This window comes from Neohoeflea coraliihabitans, from assembly GCF_019334345.1.
Lineage (GTDB): Bacteria > Pseudomonadota > Alphaproteobacteria > Rhizobiales > Rhizobiaceae > Pseudohoeflea > Pseudohoeflea coraliihabitans.
In genome coordinates this window covers 1202646-1226926 of record NZ_JAHWQX010000001.1, presented here as the reverse complement: position 1 = coordinate 1226926, position 24281 = coordinate 1202646, and the positions used below count along the sequence as shown (strand labels likewise).

Sequence of the window (24281 nt, the reverse complement as noted above, 5' to 3'; positions counted from 1 at the left end):
GCCGGGTTTAGCGTCAAGAGGTTTCCCGGCGCAAGGGGCGCGACAAGAGACGGTCAATGATGGTCGGCACGTCAGCGGTGCCCTCGGCGATGGCTGCCACGGCATCGGTGATCGGCATGGCGACCGACAGGGCGCGGGCGGCACGGGCAGCCGTGATCGCAGCAGCCGCGCCCTCGACCAGCAGTTCGGCGCCGGTGCCGGCGTTCGCAGGTGGCTCGCCGTGTCCGATGGCGATGCCATAGCGGTAATTGCGTGACTGCGTGCTGGTCGCCGTCAGGACGAGGTCGCCAAGGCCGGATAGACCAGCGGCCGTATCCGGGCGGCCGCCGCAGGCCACTACGAAGCGCGTCAATTCGGCAAGACCGCGGGCAATCAGCGCGGCGCGGGCGCTGTCGCCAAGGCCGGCTCCAATGACGACGCCGGCGGCAATGGCCAGGACATTTTTCAGCGCGCCTCCAAGTTGCACGCCGACCATGTCGTTGGTGGCATAAAGGCGGAAGCTTTTTCGTGACAGTCTGCCGGCAACGGTTTCCGCCTCCGTCTCGGTGGAGGCGGCCAGGGTCATGGCAGTGGGAAGGCCGGCGGCAATGTCGGCGGCAAATCCCGGTCCGGACAGAACGGCAAGCGGGTTGTCCGGCAGCAAACGCGCGAGGCCATCGGTCAGGGTGCGGCCACTGTCGCGATCAAGGCCTTTGGCGCACATCACCACCGTCGCCCCGCCAGGCAAGATCGAGCGCAGGCGTTCAGCCGTCTCAAGCTGCGCGGCCGAGGGGACCGCGAGCAGGATTGTGTGAGCCTCGATTGGCCCTGCCGGCCACACCATCGGCGCTATGCCGCCGGACAAAGTGATACCCGGCAGGCGCGGATTGCGCCGCGTGGTCTGCATGTTCCGCATCGCCGCGGCATCGCGCCCGTAAAGGTGGACCGGTGTGCCATCCTCCGACAGGACACAGGCCAGCGCGGTGCCAAAGGCGCCGGCGCCGAAGATGGCAATCGGACGCGACCGGTCGCTCATGGGCAGACACTCCTCAAACCTTCGCGCCGCGTTTGCCGTGGCCGAGGGCCACGGCCGCATTCTCGTCGAGCGGCCAGCGCGCACGCGGGGCAATATCCAGACTATCGGCTGGCAGACCGATGGCCAAGCGCTCGGCCGCCGCCCAGGCGATCATGGCCGCATTGTCGGTGCATAGTGCGATTGGCGGCGCGACAAGGCGAAAGCCGGCGCCTGATGCGCATGCATCGAGCGTGGTGCGCAATGCCGTGTTGGCCGCGACGCCGCCGGCGATCACCAAGGCCGGCTGCGTGCATTCGGGATACTGAGAGCGGAAGCGCCGCAGGGCGATTTGCATACGGTCAGCAAGGCTGCGGCAGACCGCCCGCTGGAACGCGGCACAGAGATCGCTGACATCCTGGTCGCTCAGAGGCGCAGCGGCCTCGGCTGCCTGGCGTACCGCCGTCTTGAGGCCGGAGAAGGAAAAATTTGGCTCAGCTGTCCCCTTCAGGGGAACCGGCAAGGGGAAGCGGCCGGGATCGCCGCTCGTTGCGGCCCGCTCGACGGCGGGTCCGCCCGGATAGGGCAGGTCCAGCAATTTGGCCGTCTTGTCGAAGGCCTCGCCGAGCGCGTCATCGATGGTTGTGCCCCAGCGGCGGTAGTCGCCAACACCGCGCACCAGCACGATCTGCGTATGCCCGCCCGAGACCAGCAGCAACAAGTAGGGAAAGTTCAGCCCATCGGTGAGCCGGGCGGTCAGGGCATGCCCCTCGAGATGGTTGATGGCATAGAGCGGTTTACCGGTCACCAGAGCGAGGGCCTTGCCGGTCATCAGACCGACCATCAGGCCGCCGACGAGGCCGGGCCCGGCTGTTGCCGCGATTCCATCGAGTGCGGAAAGTTCAATGTCGGCTTCGACCAGGGCTTTCTTGACCAGGCGATCAAGAACAGACACATGGCTGCGGGCAGCGATCTCCGGCACGACGCCACCATAGGCGGCGTGCAGATCCAGTTGGCTGTAAACGATATCGGCGCGAATTGTGCCCTGGCCTTTCGGCGAACGGGCAACGACGGCAGCGGCGGTTTCGTCGCAGCTCGTTTCAATCCCGAGGATGGTTGTTTCGCGGTCGCTCACGATCTGTTCCAGTTCCCGTGGTTGCGCCAAGGCCTCCGGCGCATTAGGTCTCAGTCGGGTAGCAATCGACGGAACCTCATGCAAATGAAACCTTACCGCATCGGAACGCGAGGCAGTCCGCTGGCGCTGGCGCAGGCCGAGGAAGTGCGCGATCGGCTTATGGCGGCGCATCAGCTGCCGGTCGAGGCTTTCGAGATCGTGGTTCTCTCGACCATGGGGGACCGGATCACCGATCGGCCGCTTTCCGAGATCGGCGGCAAGGGCCTGTTCACCTTCGAGCTTGAGGCGCAACTGGCCGATGGCCGGCTGGATTTCGCGGTGCATTCGTCGAAGGACATGGCGACCCGCCTTCCCGAGGGGCTCGGCATTGTCGCCTGCCTGCCGCGCGAGGATGTGCGTGATGCGTTCATCGGCCGGACGGCCGCGACGCTCGACGCGCTGCCGCACGGGTCCGTCGTCGGAACGTCTTCGCTGCGCCGCCAGGCGCTGGTGCGCCGCCTGCGGCCGGATATCACGGTCATCGGCTTTCGCGGCCGCGTCGAAACGCGGTTGCGCAAGCTCGCCGAGGGACAGGCCGATGCAACCCTGCTTGCCTATGCCGGCCTGCGGCGACTCGGCCGGCCGGAAACGGCAACGCAGCTTCTGGACGCTGACAGTTTTCCCCCGGCGCCGGGGCAGGGGGTGATCTGCATCGAGGCGCGCCTTGAAGATCATTCGACGCGCGCGTTTCTCGCGCCGATCAATCATCAGGACAGTTTCACAGCGCTGGGCTGCGAGCGGGCTTTTCTCGCCACGCTTGACGGCTCTTGCCGCACACCGATCGCCGGGCACGCCGTTCTCGACGGATCGAGCCTTATCTTTCACGGCATGGTGCTGACCCCTGACGGGGCGACAGCGCATGAAGTTCGCATGGATGGCCGCAGCGATGCTGCTGCGCAGATCGGACGCGACGCCGGATCGGACATCCGGGCGCGCGCCGGGGCGCGTTTCTTTGAAAGTTGGGTGTGAGGGATGCGGGTGCTGGTGACGCGTCCGCAGCCAATGGCTCAGGAGACCGCGGATCAGGTGCGCGGGCTGGGTTTTGAACCGGTCGTGATGCCGCTGTTCGCCGTCGAATCCGAGGCGCTGCCGGCGGAAACACTCAAGCGCGATTTTTCCGCGCGGGTGGTGAGCAGCCGCAATGGTGCAGACCGCCTGCCGCTCGCCGGAAGCGTGCGCCAAGGTGACGTCGAAATCGTCTATGCGGTGGGCGCCGGGACGGCGGAGGCTGTTGCCTTGCGAGGGTATCGCGATGTGCGCGTGGCAGACGGCACGGGAGCTTCCCTGGCGGAACTGATCTGCAGAGATGTCGATGCCGGCCGCCTCAGCGTATCAGCCGCTCAGCCTCTGCACTATCTGGCCGGGTCGCCCCGCAAACCGGATATCGAGGCAGATCTTGCAGCTGCCGGTGTACCGCTCGTGACATCGGTCGTTTACCGCATGCGGGAAATAAGTTATTCGACTGACTATGTGAATGAGGTAAGGAATACGGCTCCTTGCGCCGTAATCCTGCTCTATTCTGCCAACGCCGCGCGGCGCTTTACGCAACTGTTTGCCGGCAAAAGCGTTGCTTCCGCAGAGTTTCAGCCGCGGCTGATCTGCATCTCCGAGGACGTGGCGCGTTTTCTTCCCGCACACTGGCGCGGTCGGACAGTGAGTGCGGGAACACCCAGTGCTACATCGATGCTTGAAAGTCTGGCATCGATGCGCTGATTTATCGAGCTTGCGAGGATCGTGCCTCGCACAATTCCGGCCTTGTCGCGGCGCCCGACCGCGGATGATCGAGGAGCGACCATGACAAAGGACAAGACACCGCGCCGTTCGCGATCAGGCAAGCCGGTGACAATTGATCTCACGGCAGAGAAGAGCGACGACAGCGCCAACAGCCCCAAGCCGTCAGATTCCTCGCCTGCGGGCAGCAGCTCCGTGAATCCACTCAGCGAGAAGGGCAAGGACAGCAAGGAAGCTGTCACCGCTTTAGCCGGTGGCCCGGCCACGCCTCAGCCTTCGTCCAAGGATGCAGATGCGGCAGCCGCAGCGGCGGTGGAATCTTCAGATCCGAAAAAAACCCAAGAGACGCAGAAATCTCAGTCGAGTGCGGGTTCGGCAGGCAGTGACAAAACCTCTGCAAAGACGGGTGCCGGCGGCATCGCCGCCGCATCGGCAACAAAGACGGATGCCGCGTCCGGCTCCAAGCCGGGTTCTGCGCAGGCCGGAGACGCTGCGAAGAATGCTGACAAAGCGAAATCGGCTTCCGGCCCCTCGCGGGTCGGGACGACGGTGCCTCCTACCAAGAGGGATGCCGAAACGCCGCCTGCGCGAGGAAGCAGGGCCGGTCCGCTCATCGGTGGTGTGCTCGGCGGGGGGCTGGCGGTGGCTGCCCTTCTCGGCCTGCACGCTGCCGGTCTGATACCGGGCGGTCCTCAAGCCTCGAACGACATGCAATCCGCGGCGTCGACGGTCGAATCCCTGGCGCAGGATGTGGCGCAATTGCAGACACGCGTTGCGGATCTCAGCGATGAAGTAGCGCAATTGCCAAGTCCTGAAGAGTTGACGGCGGCTGCGGGCGGTGAGGCATCCTCTGGTGATACCGACAATGCGGCCGCGTCCCTTGGCGAGTTGCAGGACCGGCTGGCGGCTTTGGCGGACAGCGTGGCTGATCTGCAGGATTCAGCGGCGCCTGGTTCTTCGGACACTGAAAGCGCGGTCGATGAGGTCACAGCGGCGCTGGCCGAGATACGGGCGGAGGGACAAGACGTCACCGCGGCGCTTGAAGGGCTGCGCTCCGGCGCTGACAACCTCGGCGACCGGCTGGCGGCTCTGGAAGAACAGCAGGAAACACTGATGCAGCGTCTGACGGACGTGGAGGACGCGGTCGACCAGCCGGGGCGAGATCTGGCCATGGCGCGCGCCATCGCTCTTTCGGGTCTGAAAGCGGCCATTGACCGAGGCGGTCCCTTCGCGGCCGAACTTGATGCTTACAGCTCGGTGGCGGAGAACGATACGATGGTGGAGCGAATACAACCGCTGGCTGGCGATGGCGTGCCGACCCGCGCCGAGCTGGCGGCGCAGTTCGATGCCGTGGCCGATCGCATGATCGCCGCCACGAATCCGATCGACGAGGATGCCGGTGTGGTCACGCGGCTGCTCGGCAGCGCGCGCTCGGTTGTCAAGGTGCGGCCGGTTGGCGAGGTTAAGGGCGACGGCGTCGAGGCCATTCTGGCGCGGCTCGAAGTGCAGCTGGATCGCGGCGCGCTGGGTGCAGCGCTGGCGGAATGGCAAGCGTTGCCGGAGGCGGCACGCGCGGCAGCGCCCCAGTTTGGTGACGGGCTCAAGGCACGCTACGAGATCGAGCGGCTGATGCAGTCGGTCCAGCTTCCCGAGACGCTGACCAATTCGAGTGAAGCAGATACTGCCGGTGGTGATGCAGCGAGAGTTGGCGGCAATGCCGATGCTGGATCTGTGCCAAATGAAGCGACGAGCGAATAGGAGAAGTTCATGATCAGATTGCTGGTTTTTGTCGCTCTCGTTCTGGCGCTCGGCTTTGGGTTTGCCTGGCTGGCTGACCGGCCGGGCGAACTGATGGTTTCCTGGCAGGGCCAGCAGATCGAAATGTCCCTGATGGTCGCCGTTGCCGCCATTGTCTCGCTGATTGCAGCGGTGATGATCCTGTGGTGGCTGATCCGCGCGCTTGTCACTTCGCCGCACTCGCTTCGGCGGTACTTTCGCGCCCGCAAACGGGATCGCGGCTATCAGGCTCTCTCGACCGGCCTGATTGCGGCGGGTGCCGGTGACGCGATCACGGCAAAGCGGATGAGCAAGCGGACACAAGGGCTGCTGAATGCCGATCAGGAGCCTTTGATCCATTTGCTGGAGGTTCAGACGGCGTTGATCGACAGACGCAGTGATGCGGCGCGGCAACAATTCGAGGCGATGGTCGAAGATCCGGAAACCCGGCTTCTCGGCTTGCGCGGATTGTATCTGGAGGCGCGGCGCCAGGGCGCTGATGAAGCGGCGCGGCACTATGCGGAAAAGGCCGCGGAGGAAGCGCCGCGTCTGGCGTGGGCCGGAGAAGCGGCGCTGGCGAGCCGGACCCTGGATGGCGATTGGGATGAGTCCCTGAGGCTTCTGGAGCGTCAGACCCAGGCGGGGGCCTACAAGAAGAAGGATGCCAACCGCAAGAAGGCGGTGCTGCTGACGGCTCGCGCCAAGGAGCGGTTCGACGCGGAACCGGAAGCGGCCCGAGCCGATGCGCAGTCGGCGCTGCGGCTGGAGCCGAATTTCGTACCGGCCGCCCTGATTGCGGCAAAGGCGTATTTTCGCGAGGACAAGTTGCGTCGCGGCGCCCGTCTCCTGGAAAAGGTATGGCGCGAAAAGCAGCACCCGATGGTCGCAGAGACCTATGTGCATGCGCGCTTCGGTGATACGCCGGAAGATGAGCTGAAACGCGCCTTGAAGCTGGAGAGCATCCGGCCGCATCACGCCGAATCGCTGTTTACGGTGGCGCGCGCGGCGTTGAATGCCCGTCGCCTCGACCTTGCGCGTGAGAAAGCGGAGGCTGCCGCACGTCTGGCACCGCGCGAATCCATCTACCTGTTGCTCGCCGATATCGAGGAAGCGGCATCGGGGGATCAGGGACGCGCACGCCATTGGCTCAGCCAGGCTTTGCGGGCGCCGCGGGATCCAGCGTGGACGGCGGATGGTTATGTATCAGAGGACTGGCAGCCGATCTCGCCGGTCACCGGCAGGCTCGACGCGTTCGAGTGGAAAGTGCCGGTCGAGCGTTTATCGGGCGGCACGATCGAACATGAGGCACCGGAAGCCTCGTTCGAACGGGCTGTCGCAGGCCTGCCGCCCCTGTCAGCGCCGCGGCGGACGGACCCGGACGCAACGAAGGCTGTGGGCGGTGCAGAACGCGCGGACCGCACTCTTGATGGCGAGGCTGAGGAGGTGAGTCCAGCGGCCACGGCCGACGCTGGGGCGGGCGCATCCTTGTCTCAGGTAGCCGCTTCTGACCGGAACAATGGAGTGCGGGCCGAAAGCACCGTCGCCGAGGCGGCGGCAGCGCCGCCAGCAGCAAACGATCATCGCGCGGCGGCCCCTTCCGCGAAACCGGACAGCGGGCGATCGGAAGAACCGGCTGACAACACTACCACTGACGAAGGGGCGGCCAGTCGGACTTCACCCGCTTCAACGACGGGCGGTGCGCAGACAAGCGCGAGCGTTTCGGCGACCGGCGCCGGCCTGGCGACAGCCGCTGCGCTGGATGGCGAGAAGAGGCGCGAAACCGAAGATGACAGGCGTGCCAGCGCCTCCGTTGAACAGAAAGTCTCTGGTCCCGGCACGACGAGTGTCGATAAGAGAGCGGACGGCGAGCAATCTGCGCAAGCCGATAGCGAGGACGATGACGCCGAGGCGTTTCCGCAGCATCTTCCGGATGATCCGGGGGTTGACGAGACCGGACCTGAGGAGAAGAAACAGAAATTCCGGTTGTTCTGACCGGTGGAAACGGACTGACGAATGTTTGATGCGATCCGCGACTTCCTGGCTCGACTGGGTGACGGCGACGAGGGTCGGCGTCCGGCCCGCGAGTCACCGGAGCTTGCCGCCGTGGCCCTGTTTTTCAGCGTCATCAATGCCGATGGCGAAGTGACGGCAGCCGAACGCTCCATGTTGCGCCAGCTGGTGGCGCGCGATTATGCCGAGAGCGATCCGGAAGCTGCGCAACTGCTTCGGCAGGCGGAGGAAGCCGAGCTTGAATCGGTCGATCTCTACGGCTTCACCCGTGTGCTCAATCGCCGCCTGTCACCCGATGAGAAGACGCATTTCATCGAGTTGTTGTGGGAACTGGCCTATGCCGACGGGGTTCGCCACGAGCTCGAGGATCATGTCGTCTGGCGGATTGCCGATCTGATGGGGGTGGATGGCCGAGATCGGGTCTCCGCCCGGCAGCGCGTGGCCACGCGTCGCGATCAGGCCAGTCCCGACGCGCCTGGGGGGCAGAGCACGGAGACGGCGAAAAGCGGGGACGGCACGGGGTGAGCAAGCTGGAAGTCCATGCACCACCCAGAGCGCCCTCGCTGCTGGTCGTGCTGCATCAGGAGACCTCAAGCCCGGGCAGGGTCGGGCAATTGCTGGTGGAAATGGGCTATCAGCTCGATATCCGGCGGCCCGTCCTCGGAGATCCCCTGCCTGCTTCACTCGAGGGACATGCGGGAGCAGTCGTATTCGGCGGCCCGATGAGTGCCAATGATGATGTCGCGGGGATCCATGCGGAATCCCGCTGGATGGAGGTGGTGCTGAAATCCGGCAAGCCGTTTCTCGGCATCTGTCTTGGGGCGCAGATCCTTGCCCGTTATCTGGGTGCGCGCGTTTATGGCCGCGAGGATGGGCATGTGGAAATCGGCTGGTACCCGCTGCAGGCGACCGAGGCGGGTCAAAAGCTGATGGATTGGCCGGATATCGTCTACCAGTTTCACCGAGAGGGTTTTGATCTACCGACCGGAGCCGAATTGCTGGCGACCGCGGAGCTTTATCCGAATCAAGCCTTCCGCTACGGCGACAATGCCTGGGGTGTGCAGTTCCATGCCGAACTGACGCTGGCGATGATGACGCGCTGGACGGTGCGCGGTGCCCGCCGGTTTTCGCTGCCCGGCGCTCAGCAGGGGGCGCAGCATCTGTCCGGCCGGATGCTGCATGATGCGGCGCTGCTGACTTGGCTGAAGCTGTTCCTCGACAAGATCTTCGGTCGCGCTCAGTCGCCGCCTTCCCGCATCATCTCGCGGTCCCTGTCAAGCGATTGAATGCGGCGCAGTTCCGGGAACGCGTAGGCCCACAGCCCGGCAATACCAAATGCGGACAGCCCGCCCAGTGTGACTGCTAGGACCGGGCCGATCACTGCTGCCATGCTGCCGGCGCGGAAGTCGCCGAGTTCGTTTGAAGCGCCAACGAAAACCATGTTGACGGCGCTGACGCGGCCAAGCAGCTCATCGGGCGTCCACAGTTGCACGAGGCTCTGGCGCACATAGACCGAGATCGTATCGGCGGCACCAAGCAATATGAGAGCGAGAAGCGACAGGGGCAGGCTGGTCGACAGGCCGAAGATCAGCGTTGCGAGACCGAACAGACCGACCGCGATGAACATCTTGACGCCGGCGGCGCGGCGTATCGGACGTGAAGCCAGATAAACGGCCATCAGGATGGCGCCAATGCCAGGGCTGGCGCGCAGAAGACCAAGGCCGACCGGACCGAGAACAAGGATATCGCGGGCATAAACGGGCATCATCGCCACGGCGCCGCCTAGCAGCACGGCGAACAGATCCAGGGAGATGGCCCCGAGCACGACGCGTTCGCGGCGAATGTAGCGGAAACCGGCAAGCAGGCTCGACCAGCTCTGCGGCTCGCGGTTCATGCGGCGCGGCTGGCGGGGAACCTGCCAGATCAGGATGCCCGCCGCCAGCAGCATCGCGGCGCCGGCGAAATAGGGGATGGACGGACCGATGCCATAGAGGAGGCCGCCGGCGACCGGACCGACGACACTCGCGGTCTGCCAGGCGCTGGAGTTCCAGGCCACGGCGTTGGGCAGATCGCGTGCCGGGACGAGGTTGGGCGCCAGCGCCTGCGCCGCCGGGCCGAGAAAGGCACGCGCGACGCCAAACACCAGAAGAACCGCGAAGATCGGCAGGACCGAGGTCAGGCCGTTCCAGGTCAGCACCAGCAAGGCGGCGGCACCGGAGGCCATGATCAGATCGGCAATGAGAATGATGCCGCGCCGGGAGTAGCGGTCGGCCGCAGAACCGGTGGCGAGCAGCAGCACCAGCGCCGGCAGGAACTGGATCAGTCCGACCAGACCGAGATCGAACGGGTCGCGGGTGAGGTCGTAGATCTGCCAACCGACGGCAACGATGATCGTCTCGAGGGCAAAGCCGGAGAGAAATCGCGCTGCGAAGTAGAAGTTGAAGGCGCGATGGCGAAACGCCGCGTAACGATCGTCGGAAGGAGGCGATGCGGCCATGGCGTGCGACCCGTCTGGTGAACGCGCCTTGTGTACACCTTTGCGGCGCAATGTCGAGCCATCGGCGCCGCGCTTGTGGCTGTCGGCATCGCTCGTCAGGTGTGCCGCCCGAGCAGCAGCGGGCCTCACCCTCCATGATGGTGCTTGCGTCAAGGCATTTCCGCGGTGATACCCTTGTCGGAGGGCGGGCAAATAGCTACATGTCGAAAGCCCTTTTCGGGCCCGCCCGCCCGCAGTTCTATCCCGGAGCCACCAATGTACGCGCTGATTTCAACGATTGATGTCGCCCTCAACCTCTACAGCTGGGTGATCATCGCGAGTGCGGTATTCTCCTGGCTTTATGCTTTCAACGTGGTCAATTCGAACAACCGCTTTGTCGGCATGATCGGGGAGTTTCTCTACCGGGCAACAGAACCGGCGCTGCGGCCCATCCGCCGTTTCATTCCCAATCTTGGCGGGCTGGATATTTCGCCGATCGTCCTTCTGCTATTGATCATGTTCATTCGCACCTTGCTGTGGACATCGGTGGCACCGGCACTTGGCGTGCGCTGAAGCCTTGCCGGCGCCGTTCGAGTGGCGCGGTGACAGGTTTCTGCTGCGCGTCCGCCTGACCCCGAAAGCGGGGCGGAACGGGATCGGCGACATTTTCATTGATGCCGACGGGGTCGCGTGGCTGAAGGCGCGGGTGACCGCCGTGCCGGAGGACGGCCGGGCCAACCGGGCGCTGATCGTTCTGATAAGCGGCGCCCTGGGTGTTCCAAGGTCCGCGATCACGATTGTCGCCGGCTTGGCGCACCGAACCAAGACACTTGAACTGGCTGGTGAGGAAGCGCGCCTTGCCGCTTTGGCCAAGTTGGCTGGCAGCGGCGTGGATTGACGCTACCGGCCGTGCTTACATCTGTCGTTCGACCATCAACTGCTTGATTTCGGCGATTGCCTTGGCAGGATTCAGCCCCTTCGGGCAGGTCTGGGTGCAGTTCATGATGGTATGGCAGCGGTAGAGCCGGAACGGATCTTCGAGCCCATCCAGGCGCTCGCCGCGCGTTTCGTCGCGCGAATCGGCGATCCAGCGATAGGCCTGCAAGAGGGCCGCGGGTCCCAGATAGCGTTCGCCGTTCCACCAGTAGGAGGGGCAGGCTGTCGAGCAGCAGGCACAGAGGATGCACTCATACAGACCGTCGAGCTTGGCGCGGTCTTCGTGGCTCTGGCGCCACTCCTTCGCCGGCTCGGGCGAGACGGTCTTCAGCCACGGCTCGATGTAGCGGTGCTGCGCATAAAACAGGCTGAGATCGGGGACCAGATCCTTGACCACAGGCATGTGCGGCAGCGGATAGATCTTCACGGCACCGTCGATGTCATCCATGCCCTTGGTGCAGGCCAGGGTGTTGGTGCCGTCAATGTTCATGGCGCAGGAGCCGCAGATCCCCTCGCGGCAGGAGCGGCGCAGCGTCAGGGTCGCGTCAACCTTGTTCTTGATCCACAGCAGCGCATCGAGCACCATCGGTCCGCAATCGTCGAGATCGACGTAAAAGGTATCGAGGCGCGGATTGGCGCCATCGTCCGGGGACCAGCGATAGACCTTGAATTCGCGCAGGTTCTTCGTGCCCTCCGGCTTCGGCCAGGTCTTGCCCTTGGTGATCTTTGAATTCTTGGGAAGTGTGAGTTCAACCATCATTCAGTCCTTCGTGGCGGCAGCCTTCATTGCGGCGGAACATCAGTAAACGCGCGCTTTCGGCGCGATCTTGGCAAGCTCGATGCCCTCTGCAATCAGATCGACATGCACCGGCCGATAGTCGAGCGTCACGGTGCCAGCTTCGTTCAGACGGGCCAGGGTGTGCTTGCGCCAATTGGTGTCGTCGCGGTCCTGGAAGTCCTCGCGGGCGTGGGCGCCGCGGCTTTCCTTGCGCGCCTCGGCCGAATAAACGGTGGTGATGGCGTTGGCCATCAGGTTCTCCAGTTCCAAAGTCTCCACCAGATCCGAATTCCAGATCATTGAACGGTCCGTGACCTTGACGTCGGAAAGTTCGTTCCAGATGGCGGAAATATTCTGGCAGCCCTGTTCAAGCGAAGCCTGGGTGCGGAACACGGCGGCGTCTTCCTGCATGGCTCTCTGCATTTTCTCGCGCAGCTCAGCCGTCGGGGTGCCGCCATCGGCATTGCGTATGCGATCAAAGCGCTCGATGATCCTTGAGAAAGACTGCTCATTGACGCCGGGGATCGCAGCGGCGCGATCGATCACTTCGCCGGCACGCAGAGCGGCGGCGCGACCGAAGACAACGAGGTCGATCAGCGAGTTCGAGCCGAGGCGGTTGGCCCCGTGCACCGAGGCGCAGCCGGCCTCGCCGACGGCCATCAGGCCGGGCGTCACGCGATCAGGCTGACCCTCCACCGGATTGAGCACTTCACCCCAATAATTGGTCGGGATGCCGCCCATGTTGTAGTGGACGGTCGGCAGCACCGGGATGGGCTGCCGGGTGACATCGACGCCGGCAAAAATCCGGGCGCTCTCGGAGATACCGGGAAGCCGCTCAGCCAGCACCGCCGGATCGAGGTGATCGAGATGCAGGAAGATGTGGTCGCCGTCCTTGCCGACGCCGCGCCCGTCGCGGATCTCCATGGTCATGCAGCGCGAAACGACGTCGCGAGAGGCGAGATCCTTGGCTGAGGGCGCATAGCGCTCCATGAAACGCTCGCCCTCGGAATTGACCAGATAGCCGCCTTCGCCGCGCGCGCCCTCGGTGATCAGGCAGCCGGCTCCATAGATGCCGGTTGGGTGAAACTGCACAAATTCCATGTCCTGCAGCGGCAGGCCGGCGCGGGCGATCATGCCGCCGCCGTCACCGGTGCAGGTATGCGCCGAGGTGGCGGAGAAATAGGCACGCCCATAGCCGCCGGTGGCGAGCACCACCATCTTGGCCGAAAAGCGGTGAATGGTGCCGTCGTCGAGATTCCAGGCGACGACGCCGGTGCATCGGCCGTCCTCTTCCATCAACAGGTCGAGCGCGAAATACTCGATGAAGAACTCGGCATTGTGGCGCAGTGACTGACCATAAAGGGTGTGCAGGATGGCGTGGCCGGTACGGTCGGCCGCGGCACAGGTGCGCTGCACTGGAGGCCCGTCGCCATAGTTCTGCATGTGCCCGCCGAACGGGCGCTGGTAGATGCGACCGTCCTCGGTGCGTGAGAACGGCACGCCATAATGTTCGAGCTCATAGACGGCCTTCGGCGCTTCGAGCGCCAGATACTGCATGGCATCGACATCACCGAGCCAGTCGGACCCCTTGACGGTGTCGTAAAGATGCCATTGCCAGCAGTCGGGCGTCATGTTCTCGAGGCTGGCGGCGATTCCGCCCTGCGCCGCCACCGTGTGCGAGCGGGTCGGGAAAACCTTGGTGATACAGGCGGTCTTGAACCCCTGCTCGGCCATGCCGAGCGTGGCGCGCAGGCCAGCGCCGCCAGCCCCGACCACGACCACGTCATAGGCATGATCTTCGAGCGTATAGGCGCGCCCGTTAATGTTCACTTCATTCTGCATTGCCATCGGGGATCAGCCTCCGAAGCCGAGTTTAAGGATGGAGAACAAGAGAAGCGCTCCCATCGCCACGGCGAAAAAGATGTTGAGCATGAGCAGGACGATCTTCGGCCCCTCGGAGTGGACATAGTCCTCGATGATCACCTGCATGCCGATGCGCATATGCACCAGGCCGGACAGGGCCATCAGCGCAAACAGGGCGGCGACCAGCGGATTGGCAAAGGCGGCGGTGATCTCGGCATGAGAGGCGCCAATGTTGCTGACCAGGAAGAAGATGAAGAATATGAAGAGCGGGATATTGGCGACGGCAGTCAAGCGCTGCAGCCAGAAATGCCCGGTTCCCTTTTGCACGGTGCCAAGACCGCGAACCCTGCCCAGTGTCGTGCGCATGGCGCTTTCCTTCCTTGCAGTCAAACGATGAAACCGACGATCCAGATCAGGACCGTCAGAGACAGTGAGCCGGCGAGCGTTGCCCAGGCAAAGCGGGTGCTGGTCTCCGGACTAAGGCCATGACCGGTATCCCAGATCAGGTGCCGGATGCCGCCGAGCATGTGGTGCAGCAACACCCAGGTGTAGCCGAACAGGACCAGGCGGCCGAGGATCGAGCCATAAATGGCGCTGACCCAGTCGTAATGGTCCGGTCCCGCGGCTGCAGCGACGACCCACCAGACCACAAACAGCGTGCCCACATAGAGTGTGGCGCCGGTGATGCGATGCAGGATCGACATCACCATGGTCGGGATCAGCCGATAAATCGAGAGATGCGGCGAGATGGGGCGGTTCTGGCTGACATTGGCCATGGCGGACCTCTTTTGTTCATTCCGATCGTGCCGCGAGCATCAAAGCCCTAGTGCCGGAAGCGCGAAGCGTTGTAGCGGCACAGGCGTTCTAGAACCTTATATGCAGCGCGTCAAAGTGGCATCTGGCCGCGTGTGCGGTGCGGTGCAAAAGCCTGCCCGTCCGCTGCTCACGGCTTGTCGCGAGACGTGGGGGCATTGTCAAAGGTGATCTGCCAGCTGGTGTGGTCGGCGGCCGCGGCGATCTTTTCGTAAAGCTTGCGCCCGTCTTCCGGCAGTCGTGGGGCGTTCAGCAGCAGGCGCGACCAGCCATGGGTGTCGGCTTCCTCTGCGAGCATGTCAATCATGGCGCGCGCAATGCCCATGCCGCGATGCTCGTGGCTGACATAGATATGATCGACCTGGCCCTGACGCATGCCGGTCACCGGGTCCGGGAGATCGTAGAAGACGACAAATCCGACCAGCGCGCCATCGAGCCTGGCGCCGAAAATCTGTGCCGCGCGATCCTGCAGCAGGGTCTCGGCATAATATTCATCCGGCCGCCGCGGTGCTCCCCGCTTCAATGACTGAATATAATTGGCGAGGAGGGGGGCAAGATGATGGGCATCCTTGAGATGCAGAATTCCGATGTCGATCGTGGTGTCGTTGCTCATGGGCGCTCCGTGCTTTCCGCCGCATGTTTCGGTCAAACCCGACGGACGGTCAAGCACATGGCCTGCTCAATCGCTCCAATCTTAAGGTTAAAATCGATCTAATGGCGTCCCGAGGTGACTCCGGAACCGGTTTGCGTCACAACTGTTTGATCGGGGCAGCCCGCATTCAGCCGGTGTAGCGTAAGGAGTGAACCGATGAAGATTGCCCGCAGCCTTCTCACTTTTCTTGGAGCAGCCGTCCTGCTGGTTGCCGTCCCGCAGACCGGATCGTCGCAGACACCTGGCGGTGGCGAGTCCGTGACGGCACCGGGCAACAAGGTTCTGTATCTGCGCAAGCGCTATACCGCGGATGGGGATCGCCACGGCCGGTCCGTTCGGCGAGGTAAATGGCGTGAAGAGGCCGGGCATCGCGGGCTGCGATCCGAGAATTCGCATCGCCGGGGAGAAGAGAGGCGGCGCGCCAGGCGCGCGGCGACCACTCGCAACGCTGAGAGCGGCTACGGCACGTTGTCCGGCAACCTCAGCGGCGTTCGCGATCCGGGCAATGGAATTTATTTTTACCGGGAAGGTGAGAGCAGCGGCGTGCGCGTTCTGAACGTGCCGCAACCTTCGTCGGGGGCCATCATCGTGCCGGTCATGCCGCAAAGTTTCAGTGAGGCATGCAGCCGCAATAGCGGCGTGTGCATCATCCGGCCGAACTGACCAGGCGAGCGAGCCGATCAAGCGGCGGCCCCCCGGACCGCCGCTTTCTGGCGATAACGGGGATACCGCCTTAGTGCCAGTCGCGGATGTCGACGAAATGGCCGGCGATCGCGGCGGCGGCCGCCATTGACGGCGACACCAGATGGGTGCGCCCCTTGAAGCCCTGGCGTCCTTCGAAATTGCGGTTTGACGTCGAAGCACAGCGTTCGCCGGGTTTCAGGCGGTCATCGTTCATGGCCAGACACATGGAACATCCCGGCTCGCGCCATTCAAAGCCGGCGTCGAGAAAGATGCGGTCCAGCCCTTCGGCTTCCGCCTGCTCCTTGACCAGACCGGAACCCGGAACGATCATGGCGGACACAGAGGCGGCGACCTTACGGCCCTCGACAACCTTGGCGGCGGCACGCAAATCCTCGATACGGCCGTTGGTGCAGGAGCCGATGAAGACGCGGTCGAGGGTGATGTCGGTTATCGGTGTGCCCGGCTTCAGACCCATGTATTCCAGGGCCCGCTTTTTCGAGACACGCTTGTTTTCGTCAGCGATGACATCCGGGTCCGGCACAGCGCCGGTCACGGAGACGACGTCTTCGGGTGATGAGCCCCAGGAGACGATCGGCGGCAGGTTGGCGGCATCAAGGCGGACGATCTTGTCGAACACTGCGCCCTCATCCGAGTGGAGGGATGACCAGTGGGCGACCGCCTGCTCCCACGCTTCGCCCTTCGGCGCGCGCGGACGGCCCTTGATGTAGGCGAATGTCTTCTCGTCGGGAGCGATCAGGCCGGCGCGTGCTCCCCCTTCGATGGTCATGTTGCAGACGGTCATGCGACCTTCCATTGACAAGGCGCGAATGGCCTCGCCGGCAAATTCGATCACATGGCCAGTGCCGCCAGCGGTACCGATCTCGCCGATGATCGAAAGAATGATGTCCTTGGCGGTGACGCCATCGGGCAACTGGCCATCGACCTGGACGAGCATGTTCTTGGCTTTTTTCTGGATCAGCGTCTGAGTGGCGAGCACATGCTCGACTTCCGAGGTGCCGATACCGTGCGCCAAGGCACCGAATGCGCCGTGGGTGGAGGTGTGGCTGTCGCCGCAGACAATGGTCATGCCGGGCAGTGTGAAGCCCTGTTCGGGGCCGACAATATGGACGATGCCCTGGCGGATATCGCGCTCGTTGAAGTATTCCACGCCGAATTCGGCGGCATTGGCGGCGAGCGCCTCAACCTGGATACGGCTTTCCTCGTTCTTGATGCCATCAACGCGATCGGGCGTGGTCGGCACGTTATGGTCGACCACCGCGAGTGTCTTTTGCGGCGCGCGCAGATTGCGGCCGGCGTTGCGCAGGCCTTCAAAGGCTTGCGGGCTGGTGACCTCGTGGACGAGGTGGCGATCGATATACAGGAGGCAGGTTCCGTCATCCTGACGGTCGACGACGTGATCATCCCAGATCTTGTCATAAAGGGTGCGCGGTGCGGTCATGGGTGTCTTCCAGATTGCTGCAACGATAAAGGGGTCCCGGCAAGCCGGGGCGAAGGGGTGGCTGTCAGTCAACCAGAGAACCATCGGCGCCCGTGAGACAGGCGAAAAAACGTGCCGGCAGGCGCTTGTGGTCATCGACCGGCAAATACTCAAGCGAAGTCCGACCGTGCGTGCGGCCTGAAAAAGCGTGTGCGTCGAGGATCGAGTAGCTCAACATGGGCGGTCCATACCAGCGTTTGGGGCAATTCGCAATCTGCGCACCGCCGCGTGCGTATCAAGCGCCGCGCTGCGCAGAAGGGGTGCTGCTCACTCACTGCGCTGGAAGAAGTGCTCGGTGAAGGGAGAGGTGGGCAATTGGCCGGTTGCCTCGAAATATTTCTGCAGCACGAGCAGCGAAACGAGGCGCTCATTGTCACCGTCCAACATCTTGCGGACATGAGCGTTTGCGTTGCGCACGATCGCCTGGGCCCATGCGGGATCGGCCTCGCAGCGCGCGATCTGCTCAGGCAGATCGGAGAAATCGTCGCGCAGCTCGACATAATGGTGGTCGGGAACCAGCTTTCCTTCCATGAACCAGGTTTCATAGCGCGAGCGCGGCATCATACAGAGGCTGTTGGAGGCCATGATCCACTTCAGATTGGTCGCCACGTCATTGCCTTCAACGGAGATGATGTAGCGATAGGCCATGTGTTCGGGCGGGGAGAGTGACGGGACCGGGGCAAGGTCGGTCTCGCGCTTGCCGACATAACCGATGTCGAACCCAGGATCGGCGCCGTAGCGGTCGAGCAGCGTCGCCCGGCCATTGCGTATCCAGCGTCCGCGCCACACCGCCGTCGGCTTTTTCTGCGCCCAGGTTCTCGTGTCGCGGTAGAGCTTGTAGTGGCGCAGCTTGTCGAGATTGAGGACAACGGAATTGGCGTTGTCACCCTCGATTGGACGGCTTTTCAGCAGGCGCGGCGTGTCGGGCACCCGGGTGATGTCACCAAACAGGGGATCGACGCGCAGATGCGGGGGAAAATACTTCAGATACTGCGCCAGGTCGTAAAAGTAGCGGCTGGAGCGGCGGCTGATCCAGCGCAGGCGGGTGCGCGGCATCGTGGTCTGGCCCAGGGTCAGCTTGTTGTAGTAATTGACCCGCTCGAAGATAGCGAAATCTGGGTCGGGCCGCGCGAATTCCTGCGCCAGCGCCGAGAAAAGATGCTTGCGCTGATACCGATAGAAACTGCGTGGGGCTACGTCGCGAGCGATGGCGGCGCCGTAATAGGCCAGGCGGCGCTTGAGCTTCCAGACTTCGTCGGCAAAGGAGTCCATTGGCGGGCCTTAGCCGAAAATCGTGCCGGGTACCAGAAAAACTCCCCTGTGATGCGAGCTCGACGGGCGGCGGTCAGTCCTTGAGTTCAACGGCGCTCTCGACGCGGCGCAACACGATGACGATGATGATGCCGAGAACAGCCGTGGCAAGCGCGATCGACCAATAGCCGAAACCCGTGGCCAGACCCGTCGCGCCCGCCAGCCAGATGCCAGCGCCAGTGGTGACACCGCGCACCTCGCCGCGTTTGAAGATGATGAAACCGGCCGAGAGAAAAGCCACGCCGGCGGTGACGGATTCAATGATACGCAGCGGATCCAGCTGGACCTTCTCGCCGACGAATTCAGGATGGTTCACGACTTCCAGCGCAACGACAGCGAAGATCGCGGCTGACAGCGAGACCAGCATATGGGTGCGCAGGCCGGCAGCACGGTCCTTCAGTTCGCGCTCGAACCCGATGCCGGAAACAAGCAGAACGGCGCCGATGAACCGCGCAACGATCACGGCAATCGGCAGGTTGGTCTCCATTGTCATGTCGTTCAGAATGGATTCAAGCATGACTCCAACCGCTTTTGCGACACCTAAACGCGGATATCCGGAGATGCGTTCCCGGTATCTCGAGAGACCCTAGAGGTTGCATCCCTTACACAGCAAAACGCCGGAAGCAAAGCTCCCGGCGTCTTCTAACTCGCGACTTTCAAAGTCTGATGTCTATTCGCCGCTCTTTTCGGCATTGTCCGCGTCGGCAGCCTGCTTTTCGGCGGCTTCCTGCGCAGCCTTCTCGGCAGCGAGGGCCTGTGCCGCAGCCACTTTCTCAGCCTCGATGCGGGCCTTTTCCTCGGACATGGCCTGCCGCTCGGCTTCGTTCAGCTTGCGGGCGCGGGTATTGGTGTTCTCAACGATGCGGGCCGACTTGCCGCGACGGTCGCGCAAGTAATAAAGCTTGGCGCGGCGGACGCGACCGCGACGGATCACATCCACACCCTCGACGATCGGGCAGTGAATCGGGAACACCCGCTCGACGCCTTCGCCATAGGAAATCTTGCGGACCGTGAAATTCTCGTTGAGACCGGAGCCGGAGCGGGCGATGCAGACGCCTTCATAGGCCTGGATACGGGTGCGGGTGCCTTCGGTGACGCGCACATTGACGCGGAGGGTGTCCCCTGGCGAGAATTCCGGCAGCTTGCGCTTGCTTTCGATGCGGGCGGCCTCTTCGGCCTCGAGCTGTTGAATGATATTCATCGGACGAACCTTTGTTGCTTCTTGTCGCCAGCCAGAGCGCTCAACGAAGACTTGCGGTCGATGGTCTGAACCATGCCGGAAAGCCGAGTCCGAGCGGTTTGATGCCGACGGACAGGAGCGAATGCACCATGCCTTGATTGACGGTTGCCGGGTTATCCCCGATCAGGCCGCGCACTTACATGGTTTTTTCGCACTTGTCACGTCTTTCAGATGATTTTTCGATGCGGCGAGGGTGTGCTTGCTGAACCGGGGACCGATGGTCTATGGAGCCTGCGGCTTTTCAGTGGTGAGGGCATATGTCCATATTCGACGTTGTGTTGCTGTTCGCGGCCGGTTTCATGTCGTCCGTGGTCAATGCCATTGCCGGGGGCGGGACCTTTCTGACATTCGGTGCCATGACCCTGACCGGTGTGCCGCCGATCATGGCCAATGCCACTTCGTCGGTGACGCAGTTTCCCGGCTATGTGACATCGGCGCTCGCCTATCGCACGGAGATCCGCGCCCATTGGCGCGAAGCGCTGTTGCTGGGCGGTCTGTCAGTCGCCGGCTCGCTGGCCGGCGCGCTGATCCTGTTGTCCCTGTCCAATCCCGCGTTCCGCGAAATCGTGCCATGGCTGCTGCTGGCGGCGACGGCGCTGTTTGCCGCCGGCCCGTGGCTGAAACCGAAGCATCTTGACGCAGCTCACCCGATGGGGCCCGTCGGCTGGGCGGCGCAATTCCTGACATCGATCTATGGCGGGTTCTTCGGGGCCGGCATGGGCATCATGATGCTGGCGGTGCTCGGCATTTTTCGCGGCGGAGATTACCACCTGCTGAATGCGATGAAGAACTTCATCGCCGTTCTCATCGCTGCCGTTGCGGTCATCGTCTTCTGGGGCGGCGGCGTCGTTGCCTGGGGTCCGGCGCTGGTGATGATCCCGGCCGGAGCCCTGGGCGGATATTCCGGCGTCTGGGCCGCGCGCCGCGTGCCACAAGTGGTAATGCGCGGGCTGGTGGTGGCCGTCGGTCTGGCGCTGACCCTCTACTATTTCATGACCTGACCGGGAGCCCGATGCCGCGTGCGGCCGGCAGGGGATCTGCCGCCTAGGAGGGCGGGCTATTGCTCAGCTGGCACTGCCATCGACGCGCTTTGGTGCGCCGGTGGCCGGATCGGTCGCCATATAGGGCAAACCTGCCTGCTTCCAGGCGCCGAAGCCGCCCTCCATGTGGGCGATCTTGTCAAAGCCGGCATCAAGACACTTTTGGGCGACCTTGCCCGAGCGCATCCCCGAACCGCAGTGAAACACGATGCGCTTTTCGGATTGTCCGGGAAGCGAGGTGGCCTTGAGAAAGGACATGGGAGCGAGAAGCGCACCCTCGATGTGCTCAAACATGTATTCCTGCGGCGTGCGCACATCGATGAGGACGATCTCGCCAGCCTGCAAGGCGTTGTGGACCTCCTGGGGGGTCCAGCTCTCGACGTCACTGGATTGGCTCTGGTCAGACATTGCAATACCTCGGGTTGGAGATGACAGACGAAAATCGGAACTCAGAGCCGATTTGCCGGAATGCGAAAGTAGCGGTTTCCGTCCGCTTCCGGTTCGGGCAGGCGACCGCCCCTCAGATTGACCTGCAGGGCGATCAGCATGCGGTCTGGCAGGCCCAGCTTTTTGTCACGCGTATCGCGCAGATTGATGAACGCATCCTCGTCATGGGCGGCATCTTCAATCTCCGTGCCGATGTGCGCATTGCGGCGCCGGTGTTCGGCAACGGTCGCCTCCCACGCCGGTTCCTCGCGTTCGTCGGTGCCGTAGTCGTGACCGACGAACAGGCGCGTCTCATCGGGGAGTGAAAGGATATCCTGCAGAGATTGATACAATTGCCGCGACGAGCCGCCGGGAAAATCGGCGCGGGCCGAGCCGAAATCGACATGCATGAAAGTGTCGTTGACGAAGGCCGCGTCGCCGATGACATAGGTGATGGTGGCCAGGGTGTGACCGGGCGTGAACATCACCCGTCCCTCAAGGCTACCGAGGGAAAAGGTCTCGCTCTCCGCAAACAGCCGATCGAAACAGGCATCCGGGTCGAACGCGTCCGGCATGTGATAAAGGTCGCGCCAGAGCTCGGCCACCGCGTGCACTTTCTCCCCGATCGCCATGGGCGCCCCGGTCTTTTCCTTGAGCCAATGCGCTGCCATCAAATGATCGGCATGGGGATGGGTGTCGAGAATCCACTCGACGGCATAGTCGCGCTGTTCGACGAAACGAAGTACCTCTTCGGCACTGTCCATCGAGGTTCGCGCCGATGCCGGATCCAAATCCTGGACGATATCGATCAGGGCGGCCTTCCGGGTTTGCGGATCGGCGGCGACATACTGGATGCTGCCGCTGTCCTTCTCATAGAAACCCGTTACTTCCGGGCTGCCTGGTCCGCGCGATGGGCTCGTACGCTTCAGCATGGCCGATCTCCAATATTCAAAAAACAAGATATATTGGCAAACGGGGCAGGCGGCAATTGGTTCCGAATGTGTCAAGCCGGCCGGAGCATCGCGTTTCAGGGCTTGCGGTCGAGCAAATCGGGACGTCGAGCGCGTGTCAGGGCCAGCGATTGTTCATGCCGCCAGCGGCGCACTGCCTGATGATCGCCCGAGGTGAGGATCTCGGGGATCGGCTTATCCTCAAACAGCGCCGGACGCGTGTAATGCGGATATTCGAGAAGCCCGTTCTCGAAGCTTTCCTCGCCGCCCGACTCGGCGTTGCCCATGACACCCGGCAGCAGGCGAATGATGGCATCGAGCAGCACAAGCGCCGCCGGTTCTCCGCCCGACAACAGATAGTCGCCGATCGAGACCTCCTCAAGCCGGCGGCTGTCGATGACGCGCTGGTCGACACCTTCAAAGCGGCCACAGACAAGCAGAATGCCGGAACCGGTCGAGAGCTGGCGCACTCGCTTCTGGGTCAAGGGAGTGCCACGCGGGCTCAGCAGCAGGCGAGGCCGGGGGTCATCATCCGGCGTTGCATGATCGATGGCAGCCGCAAGCACGTCGGCGCGCAGCACCATGCCGGCGCCGCCGCCTGCCGGTGTATCGTCGACGGAGCGATGACGATCCGTCGCGAAATCACGAATCTGGACGGCATCGATTGACACATCGCCGCGCTCGATGGCGCGCCCCGCCAGGGAATGGCCGAGATGCCCCGGGAACATTTGCGGGAAAAGGGTGAGGACGGTGGCGCGGAAGCTCATGCGGGGGGCTCCGGCTTGTCGTCTTTCTTCGGCGCCTCTTCATCCGTATCGATAAGCCCGGCGGCCTGCGCATCAACGCGCAACCACCCGGCTTCGATGAAGATTTCCGGCACGGCGGCGCGTGAAAACGGAATCATCACCGGTTTGTCGCCGGGCTTGCGAAGTTCGAGAAGATCGCCACCACCGAAATCCAGTACCGCAGTGACCACGCCCCAGGAGCGGCCGTCAGCGTCGCGCGCCTCGAGACCCTCGAGATCGACCTGGAAGAATTCGTCGTCCTCGAGATCGTCATCGGGAAGCAGTTCTCTTTCGACAAAGAGTTCGGTGCCGCGCAATGCCTCGGCACGATTGCGATCATCGACGCCCGCGATGCGGGCGACCAGCATTGTCTTGGCGGTCCGGGCTGCCGTGATCTCGAAACGTTGTCCGCTGCGATCATGGAGCACGCGGTAAAGCGCCAGCGCTTCCGGATCTGCTGTGAACGGTTTGATGCGCACTTCGCCGCGAATGCCCTGCGCGGCGGCAATCACGCCGACCAGAACCGGATTTTGCAATGGCGTCATGGGCTGCTCCTGCACGTGGCGCGGCCAGGTCCTGCCGCTGCGGCGCATCCTATACCTGTCCAGCGTCCACTTGAAAAAGCAAGGGCGGCCTGATGGCCGCCCGAGCGCGTGGACAAGTCGCTTGCGGTCTTATTCCGCTGCGGCTTCCTCGGACTTGGCTTCTTCAGCCGGTGCGTCCTCGGCGGGCGCGGCAGCGGCTTCAGCGGCCGCAGCTGCGGCCTCTTCTTCCTTGGCTTTCTTCTCGGCCAGGCGCTCTTCGGCCTTCTTGCCGAGCTTGGCCTTGTTCGGGTTGTTGCGGGCGGCGCGCTCGATCAGACCGGCATCGGAGATGAAACGGGCGACACGGTCAGTCGGCTGGGCGCCATGCTCGAGCCAGTACTTGATGCGATCGGTATCGAGTGCGACGCGCTCTTCGGAATCGCGCGGCAGCATCGGGTTCCAATGGCCGACCTTCTCAAGAAAGCGGCCGTCGCGCGGGCTGCGCACATCGGCGATGACCACGTGGTAATACGGGCGCTTCTTGGAGCCGCCGCGGGCGAGACGAATTTTCAGTGCCATTTGTATTCTCCTTCAGGACAGGGTGTGCCGGACACCAGCGTCCG

At 63.4% G+C, this 24281-nt stretch carries 26 protein-coding genes and 1 pseudogene; 10 read left to right on the top strand and 17 right to left on the bottom strand.

Translation table 11 applies throughout. The features are described from left to right. Nucleotides 1-13: 13 nt before the first annotated feature. Nucleotides 14-1015, bottom strand: a complete 1002-nt coding sequence (locus tag KY465_RS05830; protein WP_219200653.1) for an NAD(P)H-dependent glycerol-3-phosphate dehydrogenase — start codon at nucleotides 1013-1015, stop codon at nucleotides 14-16. Nucleotides 1016-1028: 13 nt separating this feature from the next. After that, nucleotides 1029-2126, bottom strand: a complete 1098-nt coding sequence (tsaD, locus tag KY465_RS05825; RefSeq protein ID WP_346432598.1) for a tRNA (adenosine(37)-N6)-threonylcarbamoyltransferase complex transferase subunit TsaD — start codon at nucleotides 2124-2126, stop codon at nucleotides 1029-1031. Nucleotides 2127-2204: 78 nt separating this feature from the next. Here tsaD and hemC point away from each other — a divergent pair, with 78 nt between their 5' ends. The 6 genes and pseudogenes from hemC (at nucleotide 2205) to KY465_RS05795 (ending at nucleotide 8968) form a co-directional block, all read left to right on the top strand. Continuing rightward, nucleotides 2205-3134: a hydroxymethylbilane synthase gene (gene hemC, locus KY465_RS05820; RefSeq protein WP_219200649.1), complete on the top strand. Its 930-nt coding sequence runs from the start codon at nucleotides 2205-2207 to the stop codon at nucleotides 3132-3134. A 15-nt stretch (nucleotides 3135-3149) separates the two neighbouring features. Beyond that, nucleotides 3150-3878 carry a uroporphyrinogen-III synthase gene (locus tag KY465_RS05815; RefSeq protein ID WP_219200647.1) on the top strand — a complete coding sequence of 243 codons (729 nt, stop codon included), beginning with the start codon at nucleotides 3150-3152 and terminating at the stop codon, nucleotides 3876-3878. Nucleotides 3879-3959: 81 nt separating this feature from the next. Next, entirely contained in the window at nucleotides 3960-5654 is a 1695-nt protein-coding gene (locus KY465_RS05810; protein WP_219200645.1) for a COG4223 family protein, read from the top strand. 9 nt (nucleotides 5655-5663) lie between these two features. Beyond that, nucleotides 5664-7136 (top strand): annotated as a pseudogene (locus KY465_RS05805) (heme biosynthesis HemY N-terminal domain-containing protein); the annotation flags it as partial. A gap of 549 nt (nucleotides 7137-7685) precedes the next feature. Continuing rightward, a complete protein-coding gene (locus KY465_RS05800; protein WP_219200641.1) occupies nucleotides 7686-8207 on the top strand; it encodes a tellurite resistance TerB family protein in 522 nt (173 codons plus the stop codon). After that, on the top strand, nucleotides 8204-8968 hold the full coding sequence (locus tag KY465_RS05795; RefSeq protein WP_346432597.1) for a glutamine amidotransferase: 765 nt from the start codon (nucleotides 8204-8206) through the stop codon (nucleotides 8966-8968). Before KY465_RS05800 ends, KY465_RS05795 begins: the two co-directional genes overlap by 4 nt. On the opposite strand, the gene KY465_RS05790 is transcribed toward KY465_RS05795, so the two are convergent. Further along, nucleotides 8920-10179: an MFS transporter gene (locus KY465_RS05790; protein ID WP_219200638.1), complete on the bottom strand. Its 1260-nt coding sequence runs from the start codon at nucleotides 10177-10179 to the stop codon at nucleotides 8920-8922. The two genes, KY465_RS05795 and KY465_RS05790, sit on opposite strands and share 49 nt — an antisense overlap. A gap of 255 nt (nucleotides 10180-10434) precedes the next feature. Between KY465_RS05790 and KY465_RS05785 the strand changes: the two genes are divergently transcribed. Continuing rightward, complete coding sequence (locus tag KY465_RS05785) at nucleotides 10435-10731, top strand: YggT family protein (RefSeq protein ID WP_219200636.1); 297 nt, start codon at nucleotides 10435-10437, stop codon at nucleotides 10729-10731. Next, the gene (locus KY465_RS05780; protein ID WP_255561438.1) at nucleotides 10718-11056 is read left to right on the top strand and encodes a DUF167 domain-containing protein; all 339 of its coding nucleotides are present in this window, start codon (nucleotides 10718-10720) and stop codon (nucleotides 11054-11056) included. The genes KY465_RS05785 and KY465_RS05780 overlap by 14 nt, the downstream gene beginning before the upstream one ends. Before the next feature lie 15 nt (nucleotides 11057-11071). Here the strand turns inward: KY465_RS05780 and KY465_RS05775 are convergent, their stop codons facing one another. The 5 genes from KY465_RS05775 to KY465_RS05755 form a co-directional block, all read right to left on the bottom strand. Further along, nucleotides 11072-11851, bottom strand: coding sequence for a succinate dehydrogenase iron-sulfur subunit (locus KY465_RS05775; RefSeq protein WP_219200635.1), 780 nt, complete (start codon nucleotides 11849-11851; stop codon nucleotides 11072-11074). Nucleotides 11852-11893: 42 nt separating this feature from the next. Next, on the bottom strand, nucleotides 11894-13714 hold the full coding sequence (gene sdhA / locus KY465_RS05770; RefSeq protein ID WP_219200784.1) for a succinate dehydrogenase flavoprotein subunit: 1821 nt from the start codon (nucleotides 13712-13714) through the stop codon (nucleotides 11894-11896). Nucleotides 13715-13726: 12 nt separating this feature from the next. Continuing rightward, nucleotides 13727-14101, bottom strand: a complete 375-nt coding sequence (gene sdhD, locus KY465_RS05765) for a succinate dehydrogenase, hydrophobic membrane anchor protein (RefSeq protein WP_219200634.1) — start codon at nucleotides 14099-14101, stop codon at nucleotides 13727-13729. 20 nt (nucleotides 14102-14121) lie between these two features. Beyond that, nucleotides 14122-14511: a succinate dehydrogenase, cytochrome b556 subunit gene (gene sdhC, locus KY465_RS05760; RefSeq protein ID WP_219200633.1), complete on the bottom strand. Its 390-nt coding sequence runs from the start codon at nucleotides 14509-14511 to the stop codon at nucleotides 14122-14124. A 167-nt stretch (nucleotides 14512-14678) separates the two neighbouring features. Continuing rightward, a complete protein-coding gene (locus KY465_RS05755; protein ID WP_219200632.1) occupies nucleotides 14679-15161 on the bottom strand; it encodes a GNAT family N-acetyltransferase in 483 nt (160 codons plus the stop codon). Between the two features lie 195 nt (nucleotides 15162-15356). Here KY465_RS05755 and KY465_RS05750 point away from each other — a divergent pair, with 195 nt between their 5' ends. Continuing rightward, complete coding sequence (locus tag KY465_RS05750; protein WP_219200631.1) at nucleotides 15357-15863, top strand: hypothetical protein; 507 nt, start codon at nucleotides 15357-15359, stop codon at nucleotides 15861-15863. 70 nt (nucleotides 15864-15933) lie between these two features. On the opposite strand, the gene leuC is transcribed toward KY465_RS05750, so the two are convergent. From leuC to rplS, 4 genes are all read right to left on the bottom strand, one after another. Continuing rightward, a complete protein-coding gene (leuC, locus tag KY465_RS05745) occupies nucleotides 15934-17343 on the bottom strand; it encodes a 3-isopropylmalate dehydratase large subunit (protein WP_219200630.1) in 1410 nt (469 codons plus the stop codon). 306 nt (nucleotides 17344-17649) lie between these two features. Beyond that, a complete protein-coding gene (locus tag KY465_RS05740) occupies nucleotides 17650-18654 on the bottom strand; it encodes a glycosyl transferase family 90 (protein ID WP_219200629.1) in 1005 nt (334 codons plus the stop codon). A 73-nt stretch (nucleotides 18655-18727) separates the two neighbouring features. Continuing rightward, complete coding sequence (locus KY465_RS05735) at nucleotides 18728-19210, bottom strand: MgtC/SapB family protein (protein WP_219200628.1); 483 nt, start codon at nucleotides 19208-19210, stop codon at nucleotides 18728-18730. 153 nt (nucleotides 19211-19363) lie between these two features. Next, complete coding sequence (rplS, locus tag KY465_RS05730; RefSeq protein WP_219200627.1) at nucleotides 19364-19894, bottom strand: 50S ribosomal protein L19; 531 nt, start codon at nucleotides 19892-19894, stop codon at nucleotides 19364-19366. A 296-nt stretch (nucleotides 19895-20190) separates the two neighbouring features. Between rplS and KY465_RS05725 the strand changes: the two genes are divergently transcribed. Continuing rightward, nucleotides 20191-20934: a sulfite exporter TauE/SafE family protein gene (locus KY465_RS05725; RefSeq protein ID WP_219200625.1), complete on the top strand. Its 744-nt coding sequence runs from the start codon at nucleotides 20191-20193 to the stop codon at nucleotides 20932-20934. A gap of 63 nt (nucleotides 20935-20997) precedes the next feature. Here KY465_RS05725 and KY465_RS05720 read toward each other — a convergent pair whose 3' ends face one another. The 5 genes from KY465_RS05720 to rpsP form a co-directional block, all read right to left on the bottom strand. Further along, nucleotides 20998-21381 carry a rhodanese-like domain-containing protein gene (locus tag KY465_RS05720; RefSeq protein WP_219200623.1) on the bottom strand — a complete coding sequence of 128 codons (384 nt, stop codon included), beginning with the start codon at nucleotides 21379-21381 and terminating at the stop codon, nucleotides 20998-21000. Between the two features lie 41 nt (nucleotides 21382-21422). Continuing rightward, nucleotides 21423-22331, bottom strand: coding sequence for an MBL fold metallo-hydrolase (locus KY465_RS05715; protein WP_219200621.1), 909 nt, complete (start codon nucleotides 22329-22331; stop codon nucleotides 21423-21425). Between the two features lie 95 nt (nucleotides 22332-22426). Then, nucleotides 22427-23116, bottom strand: coding sequence for a tRNA (guanosine(37)-N1)-methyltransferase TrmD (gene trmD / locus KY465_RS05710; RefSeq protein WP_219200619.1), 690 nt, complete (start codon nucleotides 23114-23116; stop codon nucleotides 22427-22429). Continuing rightward, nucleotides 23113-23679: a ribosome maturation factor RimM gene (gene rimM / locus KY465_RS05705; protein WP_219200617.1), complete on the bottom strand. Its 567-nt coding sequence runs from the start codon at nucleotides 23677-23679 to the stop codon at nucleotides 23113-23115. Before rimM ends, trmD begins: the two co-directional genes overlap by 4 nt. Before the next feature lie 129 nt (nucleotides 23680-23808). Beyond that, nucleotides 23809-24237 (bottom strand): 30S ribosomal protein S16, encoded by a 429-nt coding sequence (gene rpsP, locus KY465_RS05700; protein WP_219200615.1) that lies wholly within the window; start codon nucleotides 24235-24237, stop codon nucleotides 23809-23811. Between the last annotated feature and the right edge of the window lie 44 nt (nucleotides 24238-24281).